Annotated in this window: 15 protein-coding genes and 1 tRNA gene; 12 read left to right on the plus strand and 4 right to left on the minus strand. The window is 42.5% G+C overall.

The window, feature by feature from the left end; translation table 11 throughout:
- The first annotated feature begins 10 nt into the window (after positions 1 to 10).
- From purF to FTT73_RS09715, 6 genes are all read left to right on the plus strand, one after another.
- A complete protein-coding gene (gene purF / locus FTT73_RS09690) occupies positions 11 to 1546 on the plus strand; it encodes an amidophosphoribosyltransferase (RefSeq protein WP_005096582.1) in 1536 nt (511 codons plus the stop codon).
- 90 nt (positions 1547 to 1636) lie between these two features.
- Entirely contained in the window at positions 1637 to 3526 is a 1890-nt protein-coding gene (locus FTT73_RS09695) for a M48 family metalloprotease (RefSeq protein WP_100358068.1), read from the plus strand.
- Between the two features lie 205 nt (positions 3527 to 3731).
- Positions 3732 to 4373, plus strand: coding sequence for a hypothetical protein (locus tag FTT73_RS09700; RefSeq protein WP_100329781.1), 642 nt, complete (start codon positions 3732 to 3734; stop codon positions 4371 to 4373).
- A gap of 21 nt (positions 4374 to 4394) precedes the next feature.
- Positions 4395 to 5363, plus strand: coding sequence for a D-glycerate dehydrogenase (locus FTT73_RS09705; protein WP_005096586.1), 969 nt, complete (start codon positions 4395 to 4397; stop codon positions 5361 to 5363).
- An 86-nt stretch (positions 5364 to 5449) separates the two neighbouring features.
- Positions 5450 to 6892: a M48 family metalloprotease gene (locus FTT73_RS09710; protein WP_218944592.1), complete on the plus strand. Its 1443-nt coding sequence runs from the start codon at positions 5450 to 5452 to the stop codon at positions 6890 to 6892.
- Positions 6893 to 7001: 109 nt separating this feature from the next.
- On the plus strand, positions 7002 to 7361 hold the full coding sequence (locus FTT73_RS09715; protein ID WP_004729945.1) for a hypothetical protein: 360 nt from the start codon (positions 7002 to 7004) through the stop codon (positions 7359 to 7361).
- A 70-nt stretch (positions 7362 to 7431) separates the two neighbouring features.
- Here the strand turns inward: FTT73_RS09715 and FTT73_RS09720 are convergent, their stop codons facing one another.
- Positions 7432 to 7878 carry a GatB/YqeY domain-containing protein gene (locus tag FTT73_RS09720; RefSeq protein WP_004729943.1) on the minus strand — a complete coding sequence of 149 codons (447 nt, stop codon included), beginning with the start codon at positions 7876 to 7878 and terminating at the stop codon, positions 7432 to 7434.
- 33 nt (positions 7879 to 7911) lie between these two features.
- The gene (gene rpsU, locus FTT73_RS09725) at positions 7912 to 8127 is read right to left on the minus strand and encodes a 30S ribosomal protein S21 (RefSeq protein ID WP_001136722.1); all 216 of its coding nucleotides are present in this window, start codon (positions 8125 to 8127) and stop codon (positions 7912 to 7914) included.
- A gap of 146 nt (positions 8128 to 8273) precedes the next feature.
- Between rpsU and tsaD the strand changes: the two genes are divergently transcribed.
- Positions 8274 to 9290 carry a tRNA (adenosine(37)-N6)-threonylcarbamoyltransferase complex transferase subunit TsaD gene (tsaD, locus tag FTT73_RS09730; RefSeq protein ID WP_005171546.1) on the plus strand — a complete coding sequence of 339 codons (1017 nt, stop codon included), beginning with the start codon at positions 8274 to 8276 and terminating at the stop codon, positions 9288 to 9290.
- Positions 9291 to 9490: 200 nt separating this feature from the next.
- Positions 9491 to 10429: a sensor domain-containing diguanylate cyclase gene (locus FTT73_RS09735; RefSeq protein WP_180072089.1), complete on the plus strand. Its 939-nt coding sequence runs from the start codon at positions 9491 to 9493 to the stop codon at positions 10427 to 10429.
- Between the two features lie 147 nt (positions 10430 to 10576).
- On the opposite strand, the gene FTT73_RS09740 is transcribed toward FTT73_RS09735, so the two are convergent.
- Complete coding sequence (locus FTT73_RS09740) at positions 10577 to 10822, minus strand: EexN family lipoprotein (protein ID WP_180072088.1); 246 nt, start codon at positions 10820 to 10822, stop codon at positions 10577 to 10579.
- Between the two features lie 544 nt (positions 10823 to 11366).
- On the opposite strand from FTT73_RS09740, the gene FTT73_RS09745 reads away from it, so the two are divergent.
- Positions 11367 to 12413 carry a hypothetical protein gene (locus tag FTT73_RS09745; protein WP_180077339.1) on the plus strand — a complete coding sequence of 349 codons (1047 nt, stop codon included), beginning with the start codon at positions 11367 to 11369 and terminating at the stop codon, positions 12411 to 12413.
- A 61-nt stretch (positions 12414 to 12474) separates the two neighbouring features.
- Here FTT73_RS09745 and FTT73_RS09750 read toward each other — a convergent pair whose 3' ends face one another.
- Positions 12475 to 13347, minus strand: a complete 873-nt coding sequence (locus FTT73_RS09750) for an ATP-binding protein (protein ID WP_180077341.1) — start codon at positions 13345 to 13347, stop codon at positions 12475 to 12477.
- A 188-nt stretch (positions 13348 to 13535) separates the two neighbouring features.
- Between FTT73_RS09750 and FTT73_RS09755 the strand changes: the two genes are divergently transcribed.
- From FTT73_RS09755 to FTT73_RS09765, 3 genes are all read left to right on the plus strand, one after another.
- The gene (locus FTT73_RS09755) at positions 13536 to 15047 is read left to right on the plus strand and encodes a DUF3336 domain-containing protein (RefSeq protein WP_180191356.1); all 1512 of its coding nucleotides are present in this window, start codon (positions 13536 to 13538) and stop codon (positions 15045 to 15047) included.
- On the plus strand, positions 15034 to 15858 hold the full coding sequence (locus FTT73_RS09760) for a protein kinase (protein WP_100329776.1): 825 nt from the start codon (positions 15034 to 15036) through the stop codon (positions 15856 to 15858). The genes FTT73_RS09755 and FTT73_RS09760 overlap by 14 nt, the downstream gene beginning before the upstream one ends.
- Before the next feature lie 107 nt (positions 15859 to 15965).
- Positions 15966 to 16050: transfer RNA gene (locus FTT73_RS09765), tRNA-Leu, on the plus strand.
- Positions 16051 to 16068: the final 18 nt, after the last annotated feature.

Genomic DNA, 16068 nt, shown 5'->3' on the forward strand with positions numbered 1-16068 from the left:
CGAGGTTGCTATGTGTGGAGTAGTTGGTATAGCTGGTAAATCACCCGTTAACCAAATGTTGTTTGATGCATTAACGATGTTACAACATCGTGGACAAGATGCAGCTGGGATCGTGACATGTGATGAAGGGCGTCTGTTCCTTCGTAAAGACAATGGGATGGTGCGTGATGTATTTCATACCCGTCATATGCGTGCCTTGAAAGGAAATTACGGGATTGGTCATGTGCGTTATCCAACAGCCGGTTCATCGAGCAGTGCAGAAGCACAGCCATTTTATGTGAACTCGCCGTATGGAATTACCTTGGCGCATAACGGTAATTTGACCAATGCCGAAGAAATTCACGATGACCTGTTCAAAACTGACTTGCGTCATATGAACACGGATTCTGATTCAGAAGTGCTGCTAAACGTGCTAGCGCATGAATTGCAAAAACATGGCAAATTGGTGCCGACTTCGGAAGATATTTTCCATGCGGTAACACGTGTGCATGAGCGTTGTAAAGGCGCTTATGGTGTGGTAGCAATGATTACCGGACAAGGTCTGGTGGGCTTCCGTGATCCGAATGGTATCCGTCCACTGATTTACGGTTCACGTGAAACTGAACAGGGCATGGAATATATCATAGCTTCTGAATCGGTTGCGATTACTGCGCTGGGCTTCAAAGTTGAGCGTGATATTCAGCCAGGTGAAGCGGTATTTATCGATTTACAAGGTAATTTCTTTACCAAGCAATGTGCGAGCAATCCTGAATATCGTCCATGTATTTTTGAATATGTGTATTTTGCCCGTCCGGATGCCATTATTGATGGAATCTCGGTGTATAAAGCACGTCTGAAAATGGGTGAGAAGCTGGCGCAAAAAATTCTGCGCGAGTGGGGTGAAGAGCATGATATCGATGTGGTGATTCCGATTCCGGATACTTCACGTACTTCTGCATTGGAACTTGCCAATATGCTGGGTGTGAAATTCCGTGAAGGTTTCATGAAAAACCGTTATATCGGTCGTACTTTTATTATGCCAGGTCAGCAACTACGTAAAAAATCGGTACGTCAAAAACTGAACCCGGTTGAGCTTGAATTTAAGGGTAAAAACGTACTATTGGTCGATGACTCGATTGTGCGTGGTACGACCTGTAATGAAATTATCCAGATGGCACGTGATTCTGGTGCGAAAAAAGTCTTCTTTGCTTCCGCAGCACCGATGGTGAAATATCCAAACGTGTACGGTATCGATATGCCGGCAAAATCAGAGCTAATTGCCTCAGATCGTAGCGTTGAAGAAATTCGTGAAATTATTGGTGCAGACCGTTTGGTGTTCCAGGATCTGGAAGATTTAAAAGATGCAGTTCGAACCACCAAAGTGCCAGATCTGAAAGATTTTGACTGTTCGGTATTTGACGGCGTTTATGTCGCGGGTGGTATTGATGCGCAGTATCTGGATGATCTACAGCAAAAACGTAGTGACAGTGCCATGAAAGAAGGGAATTACATCGATGTGAATATCGATGCAGCTTCTGTGGATTTAACTGGCGTACGTGAAGTCTAAGCGCTTAAAATCATCATGAAAAAGCGGGAATTTCCCGCTTTTTTGTTTTATGATGAACCCATTGAAAATAATCTTAACTAGGGTTCTACATTGCGCAACGTAGGATATGATTTTATAAAAAACAAGAATATCGTATTGCCTGTAAGCTTCTGCTTGATTGCTGTGCTGTTAACTATTTTTATTATCAATACCGTTGTTGGTCTATTCGTTTTTTATGTTGATTCTACCCAGTCTATTTTCTGGCATATGCTCAGTCCTTATCTGATTGCGTTGCTGTTATGTGTGATGCTGATCTCGGTCATCTATGAATTTTATCTTTTCCGGAATGGCGGTTATTCGCTGGCAAAACAGATGGGTGCGCGCCGTCTCAGCCCGATGGAAAGTATTCCTGAGGAAAGTGCGGCACTGCAAATTACCCAGCAGCTGGCCGATACCTTTTTAATTGAACCTCCGGCGGTGTATGTACTGCCCGATGAAGTTGGAGTTAATACGCTGACGGCGGGTTTTAGCCCGCGAGATACCGCGATTATTCTGACTTGGGGTGCGGTACAAACTCTGGATAAAGTCGAGCTGTATGGTTTACTCAGTCACGAATTTAATAAAATTCTGTCGGGTGAAACTGCGGAAAATACCCGCTTAAAAATTTTGTATAGCAGTTTAACCACCTTTAGCCAGTGGGGCAGCAAAATTGCCAAATCTGGTTTCTATCGAACTGATATTCGACGTGAAAATAAGTTTGAAACCTTTTATGTCGCAATTGGCGCAGTAATCTGGCTGATTGGCAGTTTGGGGGTATTGATCACACGCTTTATTAAATATATTTCACTGGGTGGACGCACTTTTAAGAATGACCAGAAAACTCGCCGCCTGATTCAAAATGATGCCAATATCCAGACTTTACTCAGAATTCATGTGCATCATTCCGGTTCGCAAATCTATAGTGAATATGCCGAATCCATTTCCCATATGTGTTTTGCCAATTCCTTGAGTCCGCAAAACTGGTTGAATATTCACCCAAATATTAATCAACGAATTTATGAATTAAATCCTGCCCTGATTCAGGATTTGCAGCTCGAGAACTTGAAGAAACTCAAGAATCAGCCTTTATTCAGTTTATTTCGTTCTCTGGAAGAAGTGGTGCCCGAGACTGCGATGAGCTGGAGTTCGCCACAGCCTCTGCCGTTGTTGCGTCTATCTCCAATCAGCTTTGCAATTAAAGATGCGATCAAGCCACTGAATCCAGAGCTGCGGCTGAGTATGCCGCGTCCGGAGTTGCTTGAACGTGCATTGCAGACGGCGACCGGCTCGCGTGAAGTCATGGTTGCCATTTTGATGATTCGTCAATATCGTGAATTTATTCCGACTGAGGCTGAGGTGAGCCGCGCCATTGTAGATTCACTGCTGAATCTGGATGGGCGGGTGCATATTTCGATTTTCCAGCAAGCTTGTAAGAATATTGGCGGGATGCCCACCACAGTTGCACGTCAGTTTTTGATGAAACTGGCACGAATTATTCAGGAAGATGGTGAAATTGGCTTGCTCGATGCCTTATTGCTGGAATGTGTCAAATATGAACTGAATCTATTGCCCGCACATATTCCAACAGCTTTGGATGAAGTTAAGCCCCAGATTGTGCGTCTGATTGATGCCTTGTTGCATGTGCAGCAGATTAATAGCGGAAACCAGCTTGAGGTTCGCGAACGCATTTTAAACCGGATTTTGTCGGCTCGAGAATTGGACTTATACAATGAAATTTCTGATGAGCCGATTGATCTGGCGGAAATTCTGAATGATATTGCGGGACTTTTACTGCGTGAACGTCTCGGGATTTTGGGTATCGCAGAAGCCTGTTTGTGGAGCGACCGTATTGTGACTCAGGACGAACTGGATGTGATGGAACTGCTTTATTGGCGCTTGGGTTTTGAGGCAGAGCAGATTATTCAACAAATGTTGAAGAAAAACAGTTTAACCATTATGTAAAAAAGAAGACAACAATTCACAGTTTGAAACTGCATCTGTTATAACAGAGGTAGTGATTTAATTGAGTATTAAAAGTACAGTTTTTAGCAGGCAGATCGACTTTGTATTAGAATCCATCAGGATAAAAAAGAAAAGCGGAAAAAGTTCGGCAAAGTAGAGGCAATCCGGCTAAAATGTTCAGCCTGAAATTGGTGATGATGAAAAGATGATAGGGCATCAGCGTGACATACTGGCAACATTAGGAATTGATCTCTGGATTCCTAGGGACAGCGCATGTCAGCCACATCAGGTCTCGATCTGGCGTGATCAGGCTGCACCAGAATTTCACAGTGACATTGTCTTGCCTCAGTCCAAGCAGCCCGAGGTATTTACAGATCTATCAATTCCTGAGCCGGTTATTCAGCCCGAAGCTGAAGTCATGCCTGTGGTATCAGTGCCCACGCCAGTACTGGTTCAGGAACAGCGTGAAATCATACAAATTCTGCCATTTAGTTTGCAGATTTTAAGTCTGGCCCATTGCAGTATTGTGATTGATGCGACTGCAATGACTGAAGAAACCCAGAATTTATGGACGAATATCCAGCGTGCAGTGGTCAGCGAGTTTTGTGAGCTGAACTGGCCATTTCCTTGGGCCAATGTTCAGGATGGGCGCGGTGTGGACTCTTATATTCAGGGTTTTCTCGATGGGATGAGTGCCGAGAAAAATATTATTTTTTTGGGAACTGTACCTTATATTTCAAATAGTAAAATAATCCAGTTGGCTTCTTTACAGGAAATGCTAGATCAGCCAATTCTGAAAAAACGTTTATGGCAGTTTATGCAAAATAGGTCTGCCAGCTTGAAATAATATGAGTTTGGAATAAAAAATATGAAACAAAAAGTGGTTGTATTTAGTCAGATCGATGCTGATATTCAAAATAAACTTGAACAACATTATGATGTCGCTTATATACAACCCAAGTTAGGCGATGTGAACCGGCAGCTTTTGCAGGAGGTTCAGGATGCCGATGGCATGATTGGTGCAGGTCGATTGCTGAATCGTGACAATCTGGCGACTGCCACCCGGCTTAAAGTCATTTCTAGTGTCAGTGTCGGTTATGACAACTATGAACTTGATTATTTAAATGAAAAAAATATCTATCTCAGCCATACCCCGCATGTACTGACTGAAACCACGGCAGATCTGGCTTTTACATTGTTGATGTCTGCGGCACGTAAAGTGGCTTATCTGGATCACTGGACCAAACAAGGACAATGGCAGCGTACTGTCGGTGAAGCACAATTTGGTCTGGATATTTTTGGAAAAACTTTAGGTATTATCGGTCTGGGTCATATTGGAGCTGCAGTTGCACGTCGTGGTTTTTATGGTTTCAATATGAATATTCTGTACCATAATCGCCGTGAAAAACCAGAATTGGCCCAAGGCCTGAATGCACAGTATTCTGACTTAGATGAACTATTACAGCGTTCCGACTTTGTCGTTATTGCGGTTGACTTAAATGCTGATTCTAAAGCGCTGATTGCAGCGGCTGAGTTGGAAAAAATGCAACCACATGCGGTATTGGTGAATATTTCACGTGGCTCAGTCATTGATGAGCAGGCTTTAATTGACGCTTTAAAAGCCAAGCAGATTTTTGCTGCCGGTCTCGATGTCTATCAGAAAGAACCTTTAAAAGAATCTGAATTATTTCAGTTGGACAATGTGGTTACATTGCCACATGTGGGTTCTGCGACGGCTGCAACCCGTAAAAAAATGGCCGAATTGGCCTATCAGAATCTGGTGGATGCTTTAGAAGGGCGAGTGCCACGCTATGTGGTTAATCCTGAGTTTCAATAATATTAAATAACATTTTCTTGCGTATATGCCCATTTTTCAATGCTATATTCAAGGCAGCTTAGAACAATAGATTTAGAGATTTTTCATTGAAACGATTGGCGTTGGCGTGTGGCTTAACGATGTGCATGGTGACAGGGCATAGCTCTAGCCATGATTTTAATCAAGCGACTGCACACTTTTCTGTGCCTGATATTGGTACAGGCGTGGGTTTACTCGATCAGCAAAAAGAAAGAATGATCGGTGAAAAAGTCTATCGCGAAGTGCATAAGCAAATGCCAGTCATGCAGAATCCATGGCTGGAAGACCAGCTGCTGTCGGTATTTTCTCATATTCTCAGTCAGACTCAGTTACAACAGCCCATTGGTTTACTGGTGATTAATGATCCACAAATTAATGCTTTTGCTGTGCCGGGAGGGCTGTTTGCTCTTAATGCTGGTTTAATCAATTCAGCCCGAAATATGGATGAAGTGGCGGGGGTGATGGCGCATGAAATTGCACATGTCACACAACGTCATTACAGTCGCTCTCAAGATGCTTTTAAAGGGCAGGGTTTGCTGGCATTGGCCGGAATTTTGGTCGGGGCGTTGGTGGCCTCTCAGGCGGATGGTGATGCGGGTGCTGCGGTGATGATGGGTTCGCAAGCCGCGTTGATGGATAAACAGCTGACTTATAGTCGTAATCAGGAGCGTGAAGCAGACCGAATTGGCATGCAATATATGTATCGTTCGGGCTATAACCCGCATAGTATGGCTGACTTCTTCGAAGTCATGCATCGCTCGACCAGTCGCTTAAGCTTCCTGCCGGATTTCTGGTTCACCCATCCACTGACGACTGAGCGTATGAGTGAAGCACGTTTGCGTGCCAATCAGCTGCCTGCGGTCAAACCTAAGCTGAATGATCAGGACTTTGAGATTATCAAATGGTATAGCAGGGTGCTGTCTCGCCAGACCAGTGAGGAGCAGCTCAGTTTGATGAATCGGCAGAATAATTTTGCCGGTCAGCTTGCTTTGGCTGCCTACCAGATACAGCAAAGTGATTTTCAGGCCGCACAGGCTGCTTTAGATCAGGCGAAAAAGCATAACCAGATGCATCCTTTATTGGTCTTGTTTCAGACTGATATTTACTTAGGTCAGAACCAGTTGAATGCAGCGCTGAAAAGTGTGGCTTCAGCAGCGCGAATCATGCCGGAAAACCGCGCGCTCAATTATAAATATGCAGAAGTCTTGATTCGTGCCCAGCAACCAGATCAAGCTAAACAGATTGTACAAAAATTTTTGAATGCCAATTCCCGCGATGTGAGCGGCTGGCGACTGATGCAACTGGCGACCAATGCAGAGCCTGCATCGGCAATCAAGGCCGCCAATGTGCTGCGTTATCGTGCAGAAGTAGAATACTGGTCCGGTTATGAGGAAACTGCCATCAAGTCATTATTACATGCACAGCGTACAGCGAAAAATAATCAATCTTTATCTGCAACCATTAACCAACGCCTGAAACAGATGCAGCAGGCACGTCAATATAAAATTTAAGCCTTAGTCAGGTTTTAAGCTTTTTATATCAGGATGATATGGTCAGGATATACTGAATCGGGCTACAATCTTTTTTTAATGATCAGTGCGATTAAATCTGAAGCATGCTATGAAGAAAATATTATTGGGCATCTGTCTATTGGGGTGGAATTATGCGGTATTTGCTGCGAGTGCTGTTGAGTATGTAGATGCGGTAGAGCGTATTAATACTGACTATAAAAAGGAATCGCGTCAATTCTTGGGTGGTTTGAATCCGCAGCAACAAGGTTTTAGCGCAGCACAGAATTCACATTTTTGTAGTATTGTGCAACGTTATGCCGATCGCTTATATCAGGCGGCTGACCAAAATCGTGCTTATCTGGATCGTCAGTTTCAGAAGATAACTAAACAGGATGTGATTATAGAAGTGAAATCTTCAAAAGAGATGCAATTGCTGAAACGTTATCAGGTTGACTGTTATTTGCAATAAGAATACGTTAAGAACTGTCTTTTATAAAAAGTCAGTTCAACGTTAAAGATCGAATATTAGAGAAGTGGGATTAAGCAAGTTTCGCTTTAATTTTAGCTGAAACTTGTGCAGGATCGGCGCGCCCGGCTATGAGCGGACGCAGAGAATTCATCACCTTACCCATATCTTTCATGCTAGTAGCTTCTTGCGCTGCAATCGTTTGCGCAATGATGGAATCAAGTTCTTCCTCAGTCATAGCTTCTGGTAGAAATTGAGATAACACCTCAACCTCGGCTTGTTCCTTACTAGCTAAATCTTCTCGACCAGCACCATCAAAGGCCTTGATCGATTCTTTACGTTGTTTAATTTGTTTTTCAATGACCGCAAGAACTTGAGCGTCGTCAAGTTCTTTGCGCTCATCGACTTCGATTTGCTTAATTGCCGCCTGTAGACCACGTATGACCGTCAGCTTGGACATTTCTTTTGCACGCATTGTTGCTTTCAAAACATCCGTGATTTGGTCTTTTAAAGTCGTCATTATTTAATCCAGGCAGTCAATCACAAATTAATCTTAGTAAAGGCGAGTCGTACGTACTGATTCACGTGCCAATTTCTTTTGGTAGCGTTTAACAGCAGCAGCTTTTTTGCGCTTACGTTCTTGAGTTGGTTTCTCGTAGAATTCACGCTTACGTACGTCAGCTAGAACACCCGCTTTTTCGCATGAACGTTTGAAACGACGGATAGCTACGTCTACTGGTTCGCCTTCTTTCAATTTAACTTGTGGCATGAAGAATCCTCATAAAGTTATGGATAAGATCGCAGGCCGAATGCCTGTGATCACAAGTGAAGGTCAGTATTTTACTCATTTACATCTCATACCACAAGCATATAATAGTGACTGCAATAGAATTGATACAGGTTATAGGCAGTTTAATGATCGTTTTAGGCTTGGAAACGTCGTGTGATGAAACAGGACTTGCGCTGTATGACAGCGAGTTGGGTTTACGCGGGCAGGTGCTTTATAGCCAGATTAAACTGCATGCAGAATATGGCGGTGTGGTTCCAGAGCTGGCGTCACGTGATCATGTGCGTAAACTGATTCCATTAATGAATGAATTATTGGAGCAAACTGACGTCAAAAAATCGGAAATTGATGCCATTGCCTATACACGTGGGCCAGGTTTAATGGGCGCATTAATGACAGGTGCGTTGTTTGGTCGAACTTTGGCCTTTGCATTGAACAAACCGGCAATTGGTGTTCATCATATGGAGGGGCATATGCTCGCACCATTGTTGTCTGAAACAGCGCCAGAATTTCCATTTGTGGCGCTGTTGGTCTCTGGTGGGCATTCACAACTGATGGCAGCCTATGGCATTGGCCAGTATGAATTGCTGGGTGAATCGATTGATGATGCAGCCGGAGAAGCATTCGATAAAGTGGCGAAAATGATGGGTCTGCCCTATCCAGGTGGGCCAAACATTTCCAAACTGGCTGAACAAGGCAATCCTGCTGCTTTTGCTTTCCCACGTCCAATGCTCCATCAAGGGCTGGAATTCTCATTTAGCGGTTTAAAAACTGCTGTATCTGTACAAATGAAAAAACTGGGTGATGAAAACCGTGATGCAGATATTGCAGCAAGTTTTCAGGAAGCCATTGTCGATACCTTGGTGAAAAAGTCAGTTAAAGCATTGAAACAGACGGGCTTGAAGCGTTTAGTGATTGCCGGTGGTGTCAGTGCCAACAAACGCTTACGTGAGCGTTTAGAAGCAGATTTAGCCAAAATTAAAGCGACTGTTTATTATGCAGAACCGGCACTCTGTACTGATAATGGCGCGATGATTGCCTTTGCCGGTTATCAGCGTTTAAAAGCAGGGCAACAGGATGGCTTGGCGGTGACGACGACACCACGTTGGCCAATGACGGAATTAACCAATCCTGCGGAAGTATAAATTCAGCTTGACAGAAAGAGGCTTAGGCCTCTTTTTTATTATTAATTCTTTAATGAAAACTTATGAAACGATGTGTTGTGAATATTTATTTTTATAGCTGTTATAAGATAAATACACGCTATTAAATACAGAAAAATAGTTTAATACTTCCAATTTTATATTACTCATATTTTGGCAAATGTGGACAGGGGTTACTTCGGATGGAGAATATAAATTTTAAAAGTTTTCAGGATGCTGGGCAGGCAGTATTACAGTTTCTGCATCAGCATTTTGGCTTTAATTTATGGATGATCACCCGAGTAGAAGCTAAGGACTGGATTGTGCTGCAAAGTGAAGATCATGGCTACAATGTACAAGCTGGACAGGTTTTTCAATGGGCCGACTCTTTCTGTTCTCATATGGTGGCAGGTAAAGCACCTAAAATTGCCCCTCGTTCTGAAGATATTCCGCTTTATGCGACTGCACCGATTAACCAGCAGGTGAGTATCAAGGCTTATATTGGTCAGCCTTTAATCAATGAAGATGGTAGTCTGTTTGGAACACTGTGTGCGATTGATCCGGAAATCAAATCCGAAGCGATTCTTCAGGATATGGGAATGGTCGAGTTATTTGGTCAACTACTGAGTTCGATTTTGCAGGCGGAACTGCGTCAAAGCGAGCAGATCAGACAACATGAATTATTGCAGGAAGAAGCCAGTAAAGATGAGTTAACTGGATTATATAACCGGCGTGCCTGGAAAAAACTGTTACGGGCAGAAGAAGAGCGCTGCAAACGGTATGGTCATCCTGCTGCTGTATTATTTATTGACCTGAATGACCTCAAAAAAGTTAATGACAGCCTAGGGCATGATGAAGGGGATAAGCTGCTTCAGAAAGCGGCTCAGGTGCTCCGGGAAAATGTACGGATTAATGATATTATCGCCCGTCTGGGTGGAGATGAGTTCGTAATTCTGAGCATTGAAAATGATGAGTCTAGTAATGTGAGTCTGCTTGAACGTTTGATCGAAGCGTTTAGCACGGCAAACATCGGAGCAGCAATTGGTATGGCAATGCGCCATCCAGCGCATGGTTTATTTGAAGCACTCGCACAAGCGGATAGGAATATGTTTGAGTATAAACGTCTGAATAAAGCAACATAATTTTTCAAGATATTGAAATATAATGGGTAAAATTATTTTTTAGATTGTAAACGGGTTAAATAGAGTAATAAAAACACAGCCATTTATGGCTATATAAATAGCCCAACATCAAAATTATTGTTCTCTTTGTTGTTAGGCTATAAGTATTTATTTGAATAGGCCTTGGCTTAAATTGTTAAGCATGCCATTCATGACTGCCATGCTGGCATTGGTACAGTTTTCTACAAACTTATCTTTTAGTTCTTTGTTTTTGCGGGCTTCAATCTCACACTTTTGTACGACTTTTTGTGCTTCTTCAAGATGTTCAGCATAATATTCTTGTGTCTTAACTTGGCTGCATGCTGTCATTAGTGTTATCACGCAAGTGATTAATAATGTTGTTTGGATTTTCATTGCCTAAACCGTTAATTTAAATATAAAAAATGAAAAGCTAGTCTAAAGTAAAAGTTGCTTAAAAAAAACAATCCTTTACACTAAAGTCTAGCTTTTTAAGTATATTTAAATAATTGTAATACATTGTTTTTTTATATATTTAACAACACAATTACTTTTTTCGGAAAATCGCTTTTCTAGGAGGATGATACATTTTAATGGTTTGCCATATAGAGCTGATTTTAACGCTTAGTTTACAAATATGATGCATTTTATTACAGATAATGTTTCTTATTTATTCGACTAAAAAATTACTCAAGCCTAAGACTGATCAGCAAGAACAGCAGGCTAGCCGCTCATTTTTTCATGATCTATGTCATTTAATATTTACATTAAATTTACAGAAATAACAGTTCCTTTAATGAATGATGAAACGTGCCAAACAGAAGCAGTGCCAAGAAAAAATATCAATCGGCAGTTATAGCGTTTGGCTGTTCACTTTTGAGATGGTTAATATTTAGTAATAATCAAATAAAAATGCATAGAAATTTAGGGAATAAATTTTATGAAAAAGCCGATTTCTCTATTCGGATTCGCTGTTGTCTCGGGTTTACTTAGTGCCTGTGGCGGCGCAAGCGGCAGTGATTCAGATCGTGCTGCAGTGACCACGCCTCCAAATGTTCCTAAGGAAAGCATTTCCCCTGAACTTTCAAAAGAGTTTATCCCTTTTGAAAATCAGAAAATCTTAGATAAAATTCGCGATAAAATTTCTGGAAATAGCAGTAATGATACCGACTATAACGTTGCCTTGGGTCACATGATTGGTGAGGTATTTGGAGATTATCCCTATGGCCGCACTGGCCGTATCATCAAGATCTATAATCTGGGTATAAACAGTATTAAATATCCAAATCTGATCTGTTCGGAAGTAAATACCAATAGTGCGGTTAAGACGCTGAAATTAAAAGACAATAAAGACAATTGTGTGGTTCTGGATAAAACCTATCGTAAAGGTTCGAGCATCACTCAGACCGTAAATGGCGACACTACCACTTTAACTTTCACCAATGTCCGCTATGGCTCAAATGTAGATTTTAATCTCAAGGATGATTATCTGATTTCTGGCACGATTGTGCATCGTAAAAGTAAAGATGCATTAGGGCAATCCGAGTTTTATCAAATCGATCAATTAGAATTTCAGCGTATAGCAGAGACGGATCAGGCCGGCGCTTCGGGTGCGGAATTTAACAGCAAGAGTAAGGAGTATTTGCAGGTAAGAAATTATCGTTATAGCCTAGTCGATGATTATGGTCGTGAGAGCAAAGGTATCCGTACCTTAAGCAGTCGTGGCACGATTATCGGTCAGCCTGCTCTGGCAGATTATCGTTACAGTTTTGACTTTGATACCACCACACCATTCAAGATGGATGAAACTGTATTAAATAATTATAAGCATTTGCCAAAAGAGGGTGTACTGAAAATTACTGACCGTTATGATCAGGTGATTGAAGTGAAACAGAATCAGCCTGAATCGTTAAAGGCCACCGTTTATTTTAATGGTAGCGAGATTGATGACTTGTTCTGGTCTACGATTATTGGTGATAAAAACTAAGATTGAGGTGAGTAAAAAGCTCTGTACTGGCGGAGCTTTTTATTTTTTGAGTAGTAATAATTTACAAAGAGTTTAACTGCTGCGACCCAACCCAGTGCTTGGAAAACTGATACGCGGCACGTCCCGAACGTTGACCGCGTGCCTGACACCAGCGCAAGGCTTCGGCTCGGGTTTCCGGGGTCAATTCCATCTCAGCCTTTTTAAGATAATGCTCTACAATTTCCAGATATAAATTCTGATCCATTGGATAAAAAGACAGCCATAAGCCGAAACGGTCAGATAGCGAAATCTTCTCTTCAATTGCTTCCTGAGGATGTAGCTCAGTATATTGCGGAACATCGACCCGGGTGACAGGCGTATTTTCATGCATAAATTCTGGCAGTAAATGGCGGCGGTTACTGGTTGCATAAATCACAAAATTACTCGAACCCGATTGCAATGAACCATCTAATACACTTTTTAAACTGCGATAATTTTCATCTTCTGCGTTAAAGGCCAGATCATCGCAATAGACAATAAACTTTTCAGGGCGGTCTACAATCAGTTTTTGAATTTCCGGAAGTTCTGACAAGTCATCGCGTTCAATCTCAATCAGGCGTAAACCTTGCGCTGCGTATTCGGTCAGCAGGGCACGAACGATAGAGGATTTACCGGTGCCACGCGAACCAGTCAACAAGACATCATTGGCAGGCAACCCATTTAAGAACTGCAAAGTATTCTGAATGACTTTTTCTTTTTGTCGCTCAATCCCTTTTAAATCGGCCAGTTCCATCTGTCTAAGCTGATGAATGGGCTTGAGTTCACCCTGTTGCCATTTATAGGCATGTGCAGAAAAATCAGGAGCATGTTTCAGCTCGGGCAGGCTTTGCTGAAGTTGCAGCAGAACAGTCGAAAGGGTATTCAAGATATTGTCAGGTAACTCAATTTTCGCCATGATCTCAGCATTACAGATTTAAAATTATGTCTAGGATACTATCACCCTAAAATTCACAGTCAAAGCCTGAAAAGTGTGATAATTTGCTTAAAGCAGAGAATTTTCGCTATTGTTGTTATGAACAGATCGGTGCATATTTTCTACGCAGTGCAAGATGAATGAAAAATACAATATAGGGAAGAAGGCAGATGCTGTTTAAAGATTTTACTCAGGACATTAATCCACATCAGGCCTATCGTATTAAAAAACTCAAGCAGCAGCTGCAACAAGCTGAGTCCTATGAGGAATGGAAATATATTGCGCTAAAAATAGATGAAGAATCCGGGGCGCAAGAATGGAAATTCGACAATAGTTCTCCCTATTTTGATGCAGAAGTTATTGCGCATCGTTTGGGTAAATTAAGACGCTATAGACAACGGAAACGTACCCACGACCTGATGTATATTCTGCGCGAAGGTCTAAGCTACGATATCGCCAATATTGCCCATCCTTTATTGTTCACCGAAGCCTATGTCGGCACCAAAAGAATTATTGAAGATTATGTGGAGCAGGTTAGTCAGGGGCTGGCACATATCGCTTCAACAGACTGTAGCTGTTTAAATATTGAAGAAAAAATTGAATTTTTTAAAGGCTGTCAGCGTGCCTATGGTCAGCCGGCCCTGATGTTTTCCGGTGGCTCGACCTTGGGTCTGTTTCATGCCGGCGTTTGTAAGGCTTTGATGGAGCAGGATTTATTGCCAAAGGTCATGTCAGGTTCTAGTGCAGGTGCCATCATGACGGCAATGTTGGGTGTATCCAAACCCTCGCAGTATGTCGATCTTTTGAAGGGGCATAATTTTTTTCATGAGGCTTTTCATTTCCGAACCATGGGTGAATTGCTGAAAGGCAATGGAGGTCTGGCAGATGTCAAATACCTGAAAAAATTTCTGGTCGAAAATTTAGGCGATCTGACCTTTGAAGAAGCACTCAAAACCTCAGGTCTGCATATCAATATTGCTGTTGCCCCCTATGATTCGGCGCAGGATGCCCGTATTTTAAATGCCTATACTTCTCCGGATGTGCTGGTCTGGAGTGCGGTATTGGCCTCTTGTGCAGTCCCTATTCTGTTTCCGCCAGTACGCCTGACCAGTAAGCGTTATGATGGTGAATATACCCCTTATATGGGAGCAACACGTTGGGTCGATGGCAGTGTACGCAGTGATTTCCCGCAGGAAAAAATGGCCCGGTTATACAATATCAATTACACCATTGCCAGCCAGGTCAATCCGCATATCGTGCCATTTATGCAAGATGATGTTGCACGTTTCCGCAAAGGTACCTTAAGCTGGCCACAACGGATTGTACGCCGTCAGGGTGCGGTGATTACCAAAGGAATGATGGATTTTGCCCGGGAACATGCCGGAAGCTTGCCACCTGTACGCCGTATACTCGATCACGGCTATGGGGTGGTCGATCAGCGTTATTATGGCGATGTGAATATTGTCGGTAAATATAGCCTGCGCCACTATAGCTATATGCTGCAAAATCCACGGCCCTATCTCTTTAAAATCTTGCAGCACGAAGGCGAACGGGCCACTTGGCCAAAAATTTCCTTAATCGAGACTCAGGAACGGGTGGGGAAAACTATTCAGCATTGTCTGGAGCTGCTAAATTATCAATATACTGCTGATCCAAAGCCTGAATATATTGCAACCACTTAATTTAGATCATCTTGATACTTTCGATTTTCAACCAAGAACCAAAACCCGCAGTCTGGGTTTTGGCCGACGCCTGTATTATGCTGCGGGTCAGCCCGCATTCTGGCTAAAAACTCAAGTGTCGACTAAATCTGACAGCTCAATATCATCTCCGCATGCAGAGCTGGGCTGGCAGCAGGAGCTGAATTTTTATCAAACGCATAGCCGTTCGAGTGATCTGAACTTTTTCCTTCCCCATCAAATTATTCAACAGCCATTCACCATTCAACATGAACAATTTGAACAGGCTTTGATTCTGGTCGATGCACCAGCACATTTTCAGATCATGCCAGATCAACTTTCTGTAACGCAGATTCGACAACATTTGCTGCAAGCGGTAGAACCTTTAATCTGCCTGCAACAGCTGGGTTATTTGCATGCGGATTTAAAGCGGGAGCATTTTGTTGATGATCAGGGTAGGGTATGTCTACTTGATTTTGAACACGTCCAGCCTCTGGATCAGCTTGAAGTTCATAAGCTTAATGCGACACCACGTTATATGGCACCGGAATTATTCCAAGGAAAAGCCAAAAGCTTGCAGAGCGAAGTTTATGCTTTGGGCGTGATTTTTTATGAATGGCTGAGTGGACAGCGCTTGCAGGCAACTGACTATCTGGATTGGGCGTTTTTACATTGTCAGCGCCTAAAAGTTGAGTTGCCTGAACAAATTCAGATTTTTGAAAAGTTGTTAGCGTTGATGCTAGGCAAGCAAAAACAGCATCGGTTGGCAGATTTTAAAGCGGTTAAACACTACTTAGTGACTGAAATCGAATGAGAAAAATACAATAAAATCGGGATTGTTTCTTATTTAATCAAACGAGTGTTTTTTTCTTATAAACGGCTTGTCAGCTGGAAATGATCTCTATAATATACACAGCCATTGGGGACGTGGCGAAATTGGTAGACGCACTGGATTTAGGTTCCAGCGCCGCGAGGTGTGAGAGTTCGAGTCTCTCCGTCCCCACCAATTTACTTGAGCAATTGA

It is taken from the genome of Acinetobacter sp. YH01006 (genome assembly GCF_013420445.1).
GTDB classification, from domain to species: Bacteria; Pseudomonadota; Gammaproteobacteria; order Pseudomonadales; family Moraxellaceae; genus Acinetobacter; species Acinetobacter pseudolwoffii.